Below are 13,943 nucleotides of genomic sequence, written 5' to 3' on the forward strand. Positions count from 1 at the left end.
GCGGGATCCTCGCCCTCCTGGCACACGAAAAAGGGCGAAGATTCCGCACTCAACGAGGTGGCAGGGACGTGACGTAGGTGCGGACCTCGTCCAGCGTGGGCAGGAGGTTCTGGGCGCGGGCCTCGGCGAGCGTCGGGGCCGCCGCGTCCTTGTCCGACAGGAGCGGCGTGAGCGGGGTGCCGTCACGAGCAGTGTCGGGCCACTCGATGCCGAGCTCCTCGTCCAGCGGGTGGATGCCGTGCTCACGGCCCGGCGCGTACCCGGCCGAGCACAGGTACAGCACGGTCGAGCCGTCCTCCAGCGACATGAACGCGTGCCCCAGCCCCTCCGGCAGGTAGACGGCGCGGCGGTCCACGTCGTCGAGCAGGACGGCGTCCCACACGCCGAAGGTGGGCGAGCCCACCCGGATGTCGACGACGACGTCGAGCACCGCGCCGCTGACGCACATCACGTACTTGGCCTGGCTGGGCGGCACGTCGGCGAAGTGGATGCCGCGCAGCACGCCGGCGGCCGACACCGAGCAGTTGACCTGCTGCAGGTCGAAGGCGTGCCCTACGGCGTCGGCGAAGGCGCCCGCCCGGAACGCCTCCAGGAACAGTCCCCGCGGGTCTCCGTGCTGCTGGGGGGTGATCTCGAACGCGCCGGGCACGGCCAGCTCGCGGTACTTCATGGCTCTCCTCGCGGGGTTCGGATGCGGCTCTAGGATCTTAGGGTGGCTGGAGCCGGAGTGACCAAGGGACCTGGACCGACCGACCCCGCAGGAGCCGCGCAGCGGTGGCTCGTCGTCGGGGCCGCGGGCATGCTCGGGCAGGATGTGCTGGCCGCGGCCACCCGCGCGGGGCACGAGGTGTCCGGCGCCGGGCGGGCCGAGCTGGACGTCACGGACGCGGTGGCGGTCCGCGGGGCGGTGGCCGGCTACGACGTGGTGGTCAACTGCGCGGCGTGGACCGCCGTGGACGCCGCCGAGGAGCACGAGGCCGAGGCGTTCGCCGTCAACGCGACGGCCGCCGCCCACCTCGCGCGTGCCGCAGCCGCCGCGGGTGCCCGGCTGGTGCACGTCTCGACCGACTACGTGTTCGACGGCGTCGCGACCGAGCCCTACCCGGAGGACGCGCCGGTGGCGCCCCGCTCGGCGTACGGCCGCACCAAGGCTGCCGGTGAGTGGGCGGTGCGCGCGGAGGCGCCGGACGCCGTCGTCGTGCGCACGGCGTGGCTGTACGGGGCCGGCGGCAGGTGCTTCCCCCGGACCATCGCGCGCGTCGCGGGCGAGCGGGACCGGCTCAGCGTCGTGGACGACCAGACCGGGCAGCCCACCTGGACCGCCGACGTGGCCGACCTGATCGTCCGCCTCGTCGCCGCGCGGGTGCCCGGCGGGATCTACCACGGCACGTCGTCCGGCCAGGTGACGTGGTGGGGCTTCGCGCGAGAGGTGGTCGCGTCGGCCGGGCACGCCACGCCCGTCGACACGACGACGAGCGCCGAGTACCAGCTCCCGGCGCCGCGGCCGGCGTACTCGGTGCTGGGGCACGCCCGGCTCCGGGCGGTCGGCGTGGAGCCGATCGGCGACTGGGCCGAGCGGTGGAAGGTGGCGGCGCCGGAGGTGCTGGGGGCACCGTAGGGCCGGCGCACCGTAGGGCCGGCGCAGCGTAGGGCCGGCGCAGCGTGTGCGGGTCGTGCGCCGTCCACGGCGGCCTCGGGGAAAGGTGCCTCGCGGAGGCGGGTTGCTCTGAGTAGACGTTGTCTACGGTCAGCAACACGACTGCGCGGGGCACCTTTTCCCCGGAGGCCCCCGGCACGAGACAGCGGCACCAGCCGGACCGGGCACCGGGCACCGGGTGCCCGTGTCCCGTGTCCCGCGTCGCGTGTCCCGCGTCGCGTGTCCCGCGTCGCGTGTCCCGCGACGGTTGGGCGCTACGAGGTCACTGCTGCTCCAGGAGGCTCAGCAGGTAGCTGCCGTAACCCGACTTGGTGAGCTTCTCCGCGCGGACCCGCAGGTCGTCGTCCGACAGGAAGCCCCGGCGCCAGGCGACCTCCTCCGGGGCCCCGATCTTGAGGCCCTGGCGCCGTTCGACGGTGCGGACGTAGTCGGACGCCTCGAGCAGCGAGTCGAACGTGCCGGTGTCCAGCCAGGCCGTACCGCGCGGCAGTACCTCGACCTGGAGGCGGCCCTGGCGCAGGTACTCGGCGTTGACGTCGGTGATCTCGTACTCACCGCGCGCCGAGGGCTTGAGCGCCTTGGCGATGGCGACCACGTCGTTGTCGTAGAAGTACAGCCCCGGCACCGCGTACCTGGACCGGGGCCGGGCGGGCTTCTCCTCCAGGGACAGGGCCATGCCCTGGTCGTCGAACTCGACCACCCCGTAGGCGGAGGGGTCGGCCACGCGGTAGGCGAAGACGGCGCCGCCGTCCAGGTCCGCGAAGCGGGTCAGCCGGGTGCCCAGACCGGGGCCGTAGAAGATGTTGTCGCCGAGCACGAGGGCCACCGAGTCGTCACCGAGGAACTCCTCGCCCAGCACGAAGGCCTGGGCGAGCCCGTCGGGCGACGGCTGGGCCGTGTAGCTGATCGAGATGCCGAACTGCGAGCCATCGCCGAGCAGCCGCTGGAACTGGTCGGCGTCCTGCGGGGTGGTGATGACCAGGACGTCGCGGATCCCGGCCAGGATCAGGGTGGACAGCGGGTAGTAGATCATCGGCTTGTCGTAGACCGGCACGAGCTGCTTGCTGATGCCCTGCGTGATCGGGTGCAGGCGGGTGCCGGAGCCGCCGGCAAGAATGATTCCGCGCATGGGGCGGATCTTGCCATGCGCAGGTGTCCTCGGCCCCGCGGGGAGCGGGGGTGAATCGGGGGTGATGTCTCTTTCGGGGTGATGCGCCCGACCTGCCCGCAGCGGTAAGTACGTGGGTATGCATGCACCCGAGCGGATCGACGACCTGTTGTCCGCGGCCGAGCCGGCCCCCGGCGTCCGCCCGAGCGAGCGCCGCCCCCGGGGCAAGGGCTTCGTCGCGGCGCTCGTCGCGGGCGCGCTCGTGCTCGTCGGCGCCAGCGGGGCCACGGCCTGGTTCGGCTACCGGATCTCGCTGGACGAGAAGATCGAGCGCATCGAGGACCCGTTCGCCGGCCTCGACGAGGCCGACCGGCCCGCCCCGGCGCCGCAGGGAGCGCCGGCCCCCGTCAACATCCTCGTGCTCGGGTCCGACAGCCGGATCTCCGCCGGCGACCCGTCCGCGTGGGAGTTCGGCGCCCAGCGCACCGACGCCATCCTGCTGTTCCACCTGTCCGCCGACCGGAAGTCGGCCGCCGCGATCTCCATCCCGCGCGACTCCTGGGTGCCGATCCCCGGCTACGGCGAGGCGAAGATCAACGCGGCGTTCTCCTACGGCGGTCCCGCGCTCATGATCGAGACCGTCGAGGACCTGACGGGCGTCCGCATCGACCACTTCGCGGTCAGCGACTTCGAGTCCTTCACGACGCTGACCGACACCCTCGGCGGTGTCGAGATCACGGTGCCCGACGGCGCGGGCGGCTCCGTCGTCCAGGAGATGACCGGCCAGGAGGCGCTGGAGTTCACGCGTGAGCGGTACTCCCTGCCGAACGGCGACTTCGGGCGCGTGCAGCGGCAGCAGGCCTGGATGCGGGCCATCGTCACCCAGGCCACGGCCGACAAGAACGACCTGCCCAAGCTGTCCCGGTTCCTCGAGGTGGCGCTGCGGTCCGTCGCGGTGGACGAGAACCTGACCATCGACACGATGCTGGAGCTGGCGATCAGCGCCCGCGACCTGTCCACGGGCGACATCACGTTCCTGACCGCCCCCTACGCGGGCACCGGGCGCAGCGCGGACGGCCAGTCGACGGTGGTGCTCGACCGGGAACGGTTCGACCCGCTCATGCAGGCCGTGGCCGAGGACCGGCTGCCCGGGTACCTCGCCGAGTCCCCGGACGGCATCGACATGCTGTCCGACGTCGTGGAGTGACCCGGCGGGTCACAGGCCCAGGGCCGCCCGCACGTCCGCACCCACCCGGGCCAGCCGGTCCCGTGCGGCGACCCGCGCCTCGGACAGCGCGGCCGCCGAGGCATCGGGCTCGACCGGCGCGACCACCTCGATGTAGCACTTGACCTTCGGTTCCGTACCGCTCGGCCGCACGATGACGCGCGTGTCGTCCGCGGTCAGCAGCACCACGCCGTCCGTGGGCGGCAGGCCGTCCGTCCCCTCGGCGAGGTCGCTCACCGAGTCCACCGGCGAGCCCGCCAGCGCCGACGGCGGGGACGTGCGCAGCGCCGCCATCGTCGACCCGATCCCGTCCAGGTCGTCGAACCGCGCCGACACCTGCCCGGTCACGTGCAGACCGCAGGCCCGTGCCACGTCGTCGAGCAGGTCGAGGAGCGTGCGGCCCTGCGCGGCCAGCCGGCGCGCGAGCTGTGCGACGGCGACGGCGGCCGACAGCCCGTCCTTATCCCGGACGTGCTCAGGATCGACGCAGTAGCCCAGAGCCTCCTCGTACCCGAACACGAGGCCCGGCGTGCGGGAGATCCACTTGAAGCCCGTGAGGGTGGTCGCGTGCTCCAGGCCGTGGGCCGCGGCGATGGCCGCCAGCGCCCGCGACGACACGATCGAGCAGGCCAGCGTGCCGCCGGTCCCGGCGCTCACGGCCCGCTCGGCCGCGTCCCAGCCGAGCAGCATGCCCACCTCGTCGCCGTGCAGCATGCGCCAGCCCTGCGACGACGCCGTCTCCGCACCCTGGTAGGTGCCGTACTGCGGGTCGAGCACGGCGACGGCGCAGCGGTCCGCGTCCGGGTCGTTGGCGATGACGAGGTCCGCGTGGGAGTCCTGCGCCAGGGCGAGGGCCATGTCGATCGCGCCCGGCTCCTCCGGGTTGGGGAACGCGACGGTAGGGAAGTCCGGGTCGGGCTCGGCCTGCTCCTCCACGGGGACGACGTCGGTGAAGCCCGCCTCGGCGAGCACCCGGGCGACCGCCTCGCCGCCCACCCCGTGCAGCGACGTGGTGACGATGCGCAGCCGGGGGCCCGTCGCGCCGTCGTGCAGACCGGCGACGGCCGCGTGGTAGGCGTCGGTGATCTCCGGCCCGAGCACGGTCCAGCCGGACTCGGCGCGCGGCACGTCCTTTGCCGCCCGCACCAGGGCGATCTCGCCCGCGATGAGAGCGTCGTAGGGCGGCACGATCTGCGCGCCCTGGCCCGCGTCCGTCACGACCCGGCCGCCCAGGTACACCTTGTAGCCGTTGTCGGCGGCGGGGTTGTGGCTCGCGGTGACCATCACGCCGGCGTCGGCCGACAGGTGACGCACGGCGAAGGCCAGCACCGGCGTCGGACCGGGCTCCGGCAGGAGCAGCACCTCGGCCCCGGCCGCGACGAGCACGGCCGCCGTGTCGCGGGCGAAGTCCGCGGAGCGGTGCCGGGCGTCGAAACCGACCACGACGCGCGGGGTGCCCTGCACGTCGGCGGCGAGGAAGTTGCCCAGGCCGGCCGCGGCGGCGATCACCACGGCGCGGTTCATGCGGTTCGGCCCGGCGGCCATCGCGCCCCGCAGGCCGGCCGTGCCGAACTCGAGCGGGCCGGCGAAGCGGTCGGCCAGCTCGGCGAGCGCGACGCGGCCCGAGTGGGGGTCCGACGTCCGCGCGATCAGCGCGTGCAGCTCGCCGACGTCGCCCTGGTCGACGTCGGCCGCCATCCAGGCCTCGGCGCGCGCGACCAGGTCCGGCGCCGAGAGGGTCCCGGTCGCGGTGGGCGGGGTGGCGGGCTCGGTCATCAGAGCTGCTTGACCACTCGGGCGAGCAGGTCGCTGATCCGCGGGCCGGCCTCACGGCCCGCCTCCAGCACCTCTTCGTGGGAGAGCGGGCTGGGGCTGATCCCGGCGGCGAGGTTGGTGGCCAGTGAGATCCCGAGCACGTCCATCCTGCAGTGGCGTGCGGCGACGGCCTCGACCGCCGTCGACATGCCGACCAGGTCGGCGCCCAGCAGGCCCGCCATCTTCACCTCGGCCGGCGTCTCGTACTGCGGCCCGTGGAACTGTGCGTACACGCCCTCGGGCAGGTCCGGGTCCACGCTGCGGGCGAGATCGCGCAGGCGCGGCGTGTAGATGTTCGTCATGTCGGCGAACTTGGCGCCCTCCAGCGGGGTCTGCCCCGTGAGGTTGAGGTGGTCCTTGATGAGCACGACCTGTCCGGGGCGCCAGCCGATGTGCACGCTGCCGCAGCCGTTGGTCAGGATCACCGTCTCGCAGCCAGCGGCGGCCGCGGTGCGCACGCCGTGGGCCACGCGCCGGATGCCCCGGCCCTCGTAGAGGTGGGTGCGGGAGCCGAGCACGAGCGCGTGCCGGACGGCGCCGTCGGGCCGCTCGATCCGGATCGAGCGCGTGGTGGACCGGTGGCCCTCGACCGCGGGCTTGGTGAACCCGGGGATCTCGGCGGTCGGGATCTCGGCGACGACGTCACCGATCAGCTCGGCCGCCCCGCCCCACCCGGAGCCGAGCACGAGCGCGACGTCGTGCCCCGAGACCCCGGTCTTGGCGGCGATGTACTCCGCGGCGGCCGCGGCCACGTCGAAGGGGTCGGTGGTCGGGTCGTCGAGGTCTGGCTCCGTGCTCATGGTCCGAGGTTATCGCCACTTTCCCTGTGGCACGCGCCCACCGGGTGGGCGACTTCGTGACATCCGGCGACGATGCGAGAATGGGGCCGTGACCCCCCTCGATCCCACAGCAGTCCCGCCCCACGTCGTCGTCGTAGGTGGCGGACCCGGCGGGTACGAGGCGGCCCTCGTGGCCCGCAGCCACGGTGCGCAGGTGACCGTCGTGGAGCAGCAGGGCCTGGGCGGCGCGGCAGTCCTGACCGACGTGGTGCCGTCCAAGACCCTCATCGCCACCGCCGAGTGGATGACGATCGCCGACCGCGCCCCCGAGCTCGGCATCCGGATGCCCGACGACGTCGTGGACCCGGCCTCGGACGTCGACGTCTCGCTCGCCACCGGCGGCATCCCCGTGGTGTCCGCCTACGGCGTGCCCGCGCTGGGCGGCTCGGCGGTGCAGGCGGCGGCGTCGGCGGCCGAGAAGCGCAAGCACCTCGTGGACCTGCAGGCCGTGAACAAGCGCGTGCTCGCGCTGGCCCGTGCGCAGAGCGCGGACATCCGGGGCCGGCTGGAGCGCGAGGGCATCCGGATCATCGCGGGGAGGGGCCGGCTGGACGGGCCCTCGCGCGTGGTCGCCGAGCTGCCCGGCGGTGGCACCGAGGTGCTGGAGGCGGACTCGATCCTCCTCGCGCTCGGCGCCACCCCGCGCACCCTGCCCACCGCGGTGCCCGACGGCGAGCGCATCCTCACCTGGACGCAGATGTACAACCTGCGTGAGCTGCCCGAACGTCTGATCGTGGTGGGCTCGGGCGTCACCGGGGCGGAGTTCGCGGGCGCGTACAACGCGCTCGGGTCCGACGTCGTGCTCGTCTCCAGCCGCGACCGCGTGCTGCCGGGCGAGGACGAGGACGCCGCCGAGCTCCTGGAGGGCGTGTTCCGCTCCCGCGGCATGACGGTGCTGTCCCGCTCGCGGGCGGCGGGCGCCGTGCGCACCGACGACGGCGTGGAGGTCACGCTGGCGGACGGTCGCGTGGTGCACGGCTCGCACGTGCTGGTGGCGGTCGGCGGCGTGCCGGCGACGTCCGGCCTGGGCCTGGAGGAGGCCGGGGTGCGGCTGTCGGAGTCCGGGCACGTCGTGGTGGACCGGGTCTCACGGACCTCGGTGCGCGGCATCTACGCCTCGGGGGACTGCACGGGTGTGCTGCCGCTCGCCTCCGTGGCGGCCATGCAGGGCCGCATCGCCGTGGCCCACGCCCTGGGCGACGCCGTCCAGCCGCTCGCGCTGCGCACGGTCGCGTCGAACATCTTCACGGCGCCCGAGATCGCGACGGTCGGGTACAGCGAGGAGAAGCTCCGCGCGCAGAGCTCGAAGTACATCACCACGACGCTGCCGCTGGCCCGCAACCCCCGGGCCAAGATGCTCGGCATCCGCGATGGGTTCGTGAAGCTGTTCGCGCACCCCGAGGCGGGCGTGGTGCTCGGGGGCGTGGTGGTGGCGCCGCGGGCGTCCGAGCTGATCTTCCCGATCACCCTGGCGGTCCAGCACCGGCTCACCGTGGAGAACGTCGCGTCGGCGTTCACGATCTACCCGTCGCTCTCGGGGTCGATCGCGGAGGGCGCGCGGGTGCTGGACGCCCGGGTGGGCAGCTAGGGCGTCGCCGGCGGAGCTCTCCGCGTGGCCTCGTGCGGTGGGCGTCGTCCCGTGCGTGCCTGCTCTGCGTGTGCGGGCTCTGCGCGTGTGGGCCCTGCGCGTGCCTCCTCTGCGCGTGCGGGCCCTGCGTGTGCCGGCCCTGCGTGTGCCGGCCCTGCGTGTGCCGGCCCTGCGTGTGCGGGCCCCGCGCGGCCCGGGTGCACCTGCCCCTCGGGGGTGTGTTGCTCTGAGTAGACATGTTCTACGGAGAGCAACACAGCTCCGCGGGGCGGTTCCCTGGGGTGCTTCGTGCTTCGTGCTTCGTGCCTCGTGCCCCGTGCCTCGTGCCCCGCGGCTCGTGCCCCGCGGCTCGTGCCTCGTGCCTCGCGCCCCGTGCCTCGCGCCCCGTGCCTCGCGCCGCGCGCCTCGTGCGCTACGTCTCCGACTCTGCCGGTTGCCCGCCCGAGCCCGCGGCTCAGGCTACGGACGCGTCGAGGACGATCTGGCCGCCCTCCACCTTCGCGCCCGAGACGGTGAGGCCCGGGACCTTGACCTCCAGGAGGCGTTCGACGTCGACGGCGATCCGCGCGTCGGGCTGCACGTCGACGACGCCCGGCGGCAGACCCTGCTTGGCGATCTCCTGCTCGATCGGCGCGGCCGCGAGGCTGAGCAGCCGGTGCGCCGGGAGCCCGGCCGCGTTCACCTCGACTGTCAGCGTGGCGACGCCGCGCTCGAACCCGGACAGGCGCACGTCGGCCCGCACGATCGGGGCGATCTTCACGGCCAGCTTGAGCGGGCCGGGCAGCGTCTCCAGGCGGCGCAGGTCGGCGACCACGCGGATCACGTCCCGGTCGCCGACGACGGAGCTGATGACGGGCGGAGCCTGCCCGGCGATCCGCGCCAGGCCCAGCACCTCTTCGGGAGCGATCCGGATGTGCACGAATCGACCCTATAGCAGCGGGCGGTCCTCGTCCGGGAGGCGGCCGGGCTCAGGGCCGCGAGGCGGACTCCGCAGGGAAGAGCCACGGCGCCTCCGCCTGGAGCGCCTCGGTGAGCATCGGCTGCAGCGACCGCAGGAACGTGTTGGTGAGGTGGCTGCCGTCCCGGTAGACGAGCACGTTGCCGATCACGGCCGGGCAGCGGTCGTCCGACTCGCGGCAGTACCACCGGGTGAGGTCGACGTGCACCATCGACGTGGGTACCCCCGGCGTGGTCAGCGCGGGCGAGACCTCGGGGTACACCTCGGACCGGGTCAGGTCGCAGAGGCCGCTGCCCACGCCGTGCTCGGCGAGGCAGTCGAGCACCAGGGGGTCGTGGCCGCCGCGCGGGTTGTCGCGGAGGCCGATCAGCCGGACACCGGCCCGGTCCAGGAGCTGCCACGCGGCGACCTGCTCGGGCGGGACGGTCTCCAGCTCGCCGTCGTAGTGGGTGTGGGTGCCGTCGACGACCATCGCGTCTGGCTGCAGCTCCCGCGCCAGCTCGATCACGTTGTCGCCCCACAGCACGCAGCCGTGCTCGGGCTCGGGCACGTGCTTGACCCGGCACTGTCCCTTGCCGGCGAGGACGAGCCGCCAGTCGTGCTCCCGGGCGATCTCCAGGAACGTCTCGGACCACTGGTACAGGTGGGAGCCGCCGGCCAGCAGCACGGTCGCCGTCGGCTGCTCCGGTGCGTACAGGTCGCACCACAGGGCCTCGTCGAGACCCGGTCCGCTGCCGTGCTCCTGGACGCACCGGCCGTCGGTGAAGAACTGTCCCTTGTCCGCCTGGGCGGCCCCGAGCGCCGGCCGCAGGTCCGCGGCGGGCACCACCTCGGCGGAGCCGAGCGCCGACGCGCCGGGGTGCTGCGTGTCGACGACGCCGAACTCCTCGGCGGCCTCCGCCGTCTGCTCCCGCAGGTCGGCCTGCAGGCCCAGCACCGGTACGACGACGAGCGCCGTGGCGGCCACCGCGGCCGTGAGCGAGACCAGTGCCCGGCCGGCCGGGAGCACGCGGGGGACGGCGCGCGCCGCGGGCCGGGCCACCAGACGCAGGGTGAGCCACGCCAGGACCACCGAGGCCGTGAGCACGAGGGCGGCCTCGCGCCAGCCGACCGCGTGCGCCCCGGTCAGCGCGAGGAGGAAGATCAGCACCGGCCAGTGCCACAGGTACAGCTCGTAGGAGATGTCGGCGAGGAACCGCAGCGGGCGGAAGGCGAGCGTGCCACGCGGCCCCCAGGACGACGGCGTCCCGGCCCCCGCGATGACGAGCAGGGCGCCGGCCACCGGCCAGAGGGTCCACGGGCCGGGGAACAGGGTGCCGCCGTCGAGCACGAAGCCCGAGGCGACCACGAGACCCAGGCCGAGCCAGGCGCCGACGGCGCGCACCCGTCCGGGGGTACCGAGGGGGACGAGCCCGAGCAGGGCTCCGGCACCCAGCTCCCAGAACCGGGTGGCCGTGTGGAAGTAGGCCACGGGCTGCTGCACGGCGCTCAGGTGCACGGCGTAGGCGAAGGAGGCCGCCGTCGCGAGCACCACCAGCGGCAGCAGCACGGTGCGCACCCGCAGCCGGGCACGCCGCACCGCCACGCCGACCAGCAGGACGACCAGCGGCCACACCAGGAGGAACTGTCCCTGGACCGACAGCGACCAGAAGTGCTGCAGGGGGCTCGCGGCCGGGCCCGCCGCGCCGTAGCTGAGCTCGTTCGCGATGAGGTCCCAGTTCTCCACGTACAGGGCGGAGGCCACCACCTGGCGCAGGATGCTCTCCCAGTGCGACTCGGGCAGGAGCAGCCAGGTGGCGGCCGCGACGGCTGCGAGCACCACGAGGGCCGACGGCGCCAGCCGTGCCGCGTTGCGGGCCCAGACGGCACCGAGCCGGAGCGACCTGTCGTCGGCCCGCCGCACGAGCGAGCGCGTCACCAGGAACCCGGAGACCACGAGGAAGACGTCGACGCCGCCCGAGACCCGTCCTGCGCCGAAGAGGTGGAACAGGACGACGAGCACCAGGGCGAGACCGCGGAGCCCGTGGATCTCGGCTAGCCGGACGCCGGGGCGCGGAGTCGTGCCGGCGGGGAGAGGGGGCACGTGTCACATTCTTGTGCCGTCCGGGGTGCCCCGCGGTGCGGGGAGCGGATGAAATCTGGTTGCGGTCCGGTCACGGCGAGATGTCTTGCCGCAGGTCAGCCGGGTCTGGGCCGGCCGCACCGGTCGTCAGCCGAGCAGAGCGAGCAGCCGCGGCAGGGACTCGCCGAACGCCGGCAGCAGGGTCAGGCGGTCCAGGTCGGCGAGGCTCACCCAGCGCACCTCCAGGCTCTCGGGGTCGGCCGCCCGCGGCTCGACGCCGTACCCGGGGGCGACGTCGGCCACCACCGTGGTGTACGACCAGGCCGGGTGCTCCAGCACGTGCGTACCCACGACGTGCACGGCGGCCGGGTCGATCGCGGCCTCCTCGGCGGCCTCGCGCAACGCGCCGGCCGACGGCTCCTCGTCCGGTGCCAGCGCGCCGCCGGGGATGCCCCAGGTGCCACCCATGTGGGACCACAGGGCCCGGTGCTGGAGCACCAGGTGAGACGGCACCCCGTCGTCGTCCCGGCGGGCGAGCAGCAGGCCCGCCGCCCCGAACAGGCCCCAGTGCCGGTGGTCCCCGCAGGTGACCCACCCGTCGCCGTCGTGCCGGTGCAGGTCGGGCGGGGGCAGGATCGGGTTCGGCACGGCCTCAGTCTGTCAGGTCGGGCCGGGACGTGTCTGCGACCGTCCGGTTCGGCACCTGCTCAGTCGACGATCTCGCAGAGCGCCGCACCCGCGGTCACGCCGGCGCCCGGGGCCGCCGTCAGGGAACGGACAGTGCCGGCACGGTGCGCCAGGATCGGCTGCTCCATCTTCATCGCCTCCAGCACCACGACGAGATCGCCCTCGGCGACCTGGGCGCCCTCCTCGACGGCCACCTTCACGATGGTGCCCTGCATGGGGGAGGCCAGCGTGGTCCCCGCCGAGCCGCTCGACGCCTTGGCCGCGGAACGGCGGGCCGGGCGGCGGGCCGCGTTCGCGGTGCGGGCCCGGCCGGCGGCGACCCCGAGGCCCGCGGGCAGCACGACCTCCAGGCGGCGTCCGCCCACCTCGACGACGACGCGCTCGGCCATGACCTCGTCGGCCTCGGCCTCCGCCTCCGGGGCGGGGGCGGCCGGGGCGAGGGTCTTGAGCTCGTCGGCGAACTCGGTCTCGATCCAGCGGGTGTGCACGCGGAACGGCGAGCCGTCCGCCGGGACGAACGCGTCGGCGTCGAGCACCGCCTTGTGGAACGGGACCACCGTGGGGATGCCCTCGACCACGAGCTCGCGCAGCGCACGGCGCGCCCGCTCGACGGCCTGGGTGCGCGTGGCGCCCGTGACGATCAGCTTGGCGATCATCGAGTCGAAGGCGCCGGAGACCGTGTCGCCCGCGACGACGCCCGTGTCGACGCGCACGCCCGGGCCTGACGGCCACGCGAGGGTGCTCAGGCGGCCCGGCGCCGGGAGGAAGTTCGCGGCCGGGTCCTCGCCGTTGATGCGGAACTCGATCGAGTGCCCGCGGATCGCGGGGGAGTCGTAGCCGAGCGGCTCGCCGGCGGCGATGCGGAGCTGCTCACGCACCAGATCGATGCCCGTGACCTCCTCGGTCACCGGGTGCTCCACCTGCAGCCGCGTGTTCACCTCCAGGAAGGAGATGGTGCCGTCGAGGCCCACCAGGAACTCGCAGGTGCCGGCGCCCACGTAGCCCGCCTCGCGCAGGATCGCCTCCGAGGCGGTGTACAGCGACTTCTCCTGGTCCGGGGTGAGGAACGGCGCGGGCGCCTCCTCGACCAGCTTCTGGTGCCGTCGCTGCAGGGAGCAGTCGCGGGTGGACACCACGACGACGTTGCCGTGCGTGTCCGCCAGGCACTGGGTCTCCACGTGGCGCGGCTTGTCCAGGTAGCGCTCCACGAAGCACTCGCCCCGGCCGAACGCGGCCGTCGCCTCACGGACCGCCGACTCGTACAGCTCCTCGATCTCGTCGAACGTGCGCGCGACCTTGAGGCCGCGACCGCCGCCGCCGAACGCCGCCTTGATGGCGATGGGCAGCCCGTGCTCCTCGGCGAAGGCGCGCACCTCGGCGGCGTCCTTCACCGGGTCGGGGGTGCCGGGCACGAGCGGCGCACCGGCGCGCTGCGCGATGTGCCGCGCGCTCACCTTGTCGCCCAGCGCCTCGATGGCCGACGGTGGCGGGCCGATCCAGACCAGCCCCGCGTCGATGACCGCCTGCGCGAACTCGGCGTTCTCGGACAGGAAGCCGTAGCCGGGGTGGACGGCGTCGGCCCCGGAGCGGCGCGCGACGTCGATCAGCTTGGCCGGGTCCAGGTAGGTGTCCGCGGCGCGGGCGCCGCCGAGCGCGAACGCCTCGTCGGCGATGCGGACGTGCAGCGCCTCGCGGTCCTGGTCGGCGTACACGGCGACGGACGTCAGCCCCGCGTCGGCGCATCCACGGGCCACGCGGACGGCGATCTCACCACGGTTGGCGATGAGCACCTTCGAGATGGTTCGGGGCAGGCTGGAACTGGGCACGGCTCACCGTAACCCGGGTATCCGGGACCTATGTACCGCCTCCGGGCACCCGGGAGAAAGTCTGGGGAGCAGACCAACCCCGGAGCGACGCGTTTGGAGGATCCACACATGGCGTGGGCACTGTCCAGTCCACTGAGCCGCTCCACCTTGTCGGTATCGGGTAAACCTCGCCTCCGAG

11 protein-coding genes are annotated in these 13,943 nt (G+C 73.9%); 3 read left to right on the top strand and 8 right to left on the bottom strand.

Translation table 11 applies throughout. The features are described from left to right. Positions 1–49: 49 nt before the first annotated feature. Positions 50–670 (bottom strand): dTDP-4-dehydrorhamnose 3,5-epimerase family protein, encoded by a 621-nt coding sequence (locus ACIG47_RS03795; protein WP_397429676.1) that lies wholly within the window; start codon positions 668–670, stop codon positions 50–52. A gap of 42 nt (positions 671–712) precedes the next feature. Here ACIG47_RS03795 and rfbD point away from each other — a divergent pair, with 42 nt between their 5' ends. Then, on the top strand, positions 713–1,618 hold the full coding sequence (gene rfbD / locus ACIG47_RS03800) for a dTDP-4-dehydrorhamnose reductase (RefSeq protein WP_397429677.1): 906 nt from the start codon (positions 713–715) through the stop codon (positions 1,616–1,618). A 301-nt stretch (positions 1,619–1,919) separates the two neighbouring features. On the opposite strand, the gene rfbA is transcribed toward rfbD, so the two are convergent. Continuing rightward, positions 1,920–2,786, bottom strand: a complete 867-nt coding sequence (gene rfbA / locus ACIG47_RS03805) for a glucose-1-phosphate thymidylyltransferase RfbA (RefSeq protein ID WP_397429678.1) — start codon at positions 2,784–2,786, stop codon at positions 1,920–1,922. A 118-nt stretch (positions 2,787–2,904) separates the two neighbouring features. Here rfbA and ACIG47_RS03810 point away from each other — a divergent pair, with 118 nt between their 5' ends. Continuing rightward, the gene (locus ACIG47_RS03810; RefSeq protein ID WP_397429679.1) at positions 2,905–3,972 is read left to right on the top strand and encodes an LCP family protein; all 1,068 of its coding nucleotides are present in this window, start codon (positions 2,905–2,907) and stop codon (positions 3,970–3,972) included. 9 nt (positions 3,973–3,981) lie between these two features. Here ACIG47_RS03810 and ACIG47_RS03815 read toward each other — a convergent pair whose 3' ends face one another. Together ACIG47_RS03815 and ACIG47_RS03820 are read right to left on the bottom strand one after the other, a co-directional pair. Next, positions 3,982–5,766, bottom strand: a complete 1,785-nt coding sequence (locus ACIG47_RS03815) for a phospho-sugar mutase (RefSeq protein WP_397429680.1) — start codon at positions 5,764–5,766, stop codon at positions 3,982–3,984. Then, a complete protein-coding gene (locus tag ACIG47_RS03820; RefSeq protein ID WP_397429681.1) occupies positions 5,766–6,605 on the bottom strand; it encodes a purine-nucleoside phosphorylase in 840 nt (279 codons plus the stop codon). The genes ACIG47_RS03815 and ACIG47_RS03820 overlap by 1 nt, the downstream gene beginning before the upstream one ends. A gap of 88 nt (positions 6,606–6,693) precedes the next feature. Between ACIG47_RS03820 and ACIG47_RS03825 the strand changes: the two genes are divergently transcribed. Next, positions 6,694–8,232 carry an NAD(P)H-quinone dehydrogenase gene (locus tag ACIG47_RS03825; RefSeq protein WP_397429682.1) on the top strand — a complete coding sequence of 513 codons (1,539 nt, stop codon included), beginning with the start codon at positions 6,694–6,696 and terminating at the stop codon, positions 8,230–8,232. Between the two features lie 454 nt (positions 8,233–8,686). On the opposite strand, the gene ACIG47_RS03830 is transcribed toward ACIG47_RS03825, so the two are convergent. The 4 genes from ACIG47_RS03830 to ACIG47_RS03845 all read right to left on the bottom strand — a co-directional run bounded on the left by ACIG47_RS03830 (position 8,687) and on the right by ACIG47_RS03845 (position 13,738). Then, positions 8,687–9,151 carry a hypothetical protein gene (locus ACIG47_RS03830; RefSeq protein ID WP_397416704.1) on the bottom strand — a complete coding sequence of 155 codons (465 nt, stop codon included), beginning with the start codon at positions 9,149–9,151 and terminating at the stop codon, positions 8,687–8,689. 49 nt (positions 9,152–9,200) lie between these two features. Then, positions 9,201–11,273, bottom strand: a complete 2,073-nt coding sequence (locus ACIG47_RS03835) for an acyltransferase family protein (RefSeq protein ID WP_397429683.1) — start codon at positions 11,271–11,273, stop codon at positions 9,201–9,203. A gap of 126 nt (positions 11,274–11,399) precedes the next feature. Further along, entirely contained in the window at positions 11,400–11,900 is a 501-nt protein-coding gene (locus ACIG47_RS03840) for an NUDIX domain-containing protein (protein ID WP_397416708.1), read from the bottom strand. A gap of 59 nt (positions 11,901–11,959) precedes the next feature. Next, positions 11,960–13,738 (bottom strand): acetyl/propionyl/methylcrotonyl-CoA carboxylase subunit alpha, encoded by a 1,779-nt coding sequence (locus tag ACIG47_RS03845; protein WP_397429992.1) that lies wholly within the window; start codon positions 13,736–13,738, stop codon positions 11,960–11,962. Positions 13,739–13,943 lie beyond the last annotated feature (205 nt).

Source organism: Promicromonospora sp. NPDC052451, from assembly GCF_044547525.1.
Classification (GTDB): Bacteria; Actinomycetota; Actinomycetes; order Actinomycetales; family Cellulomonadaceae; genus Promicromonospora.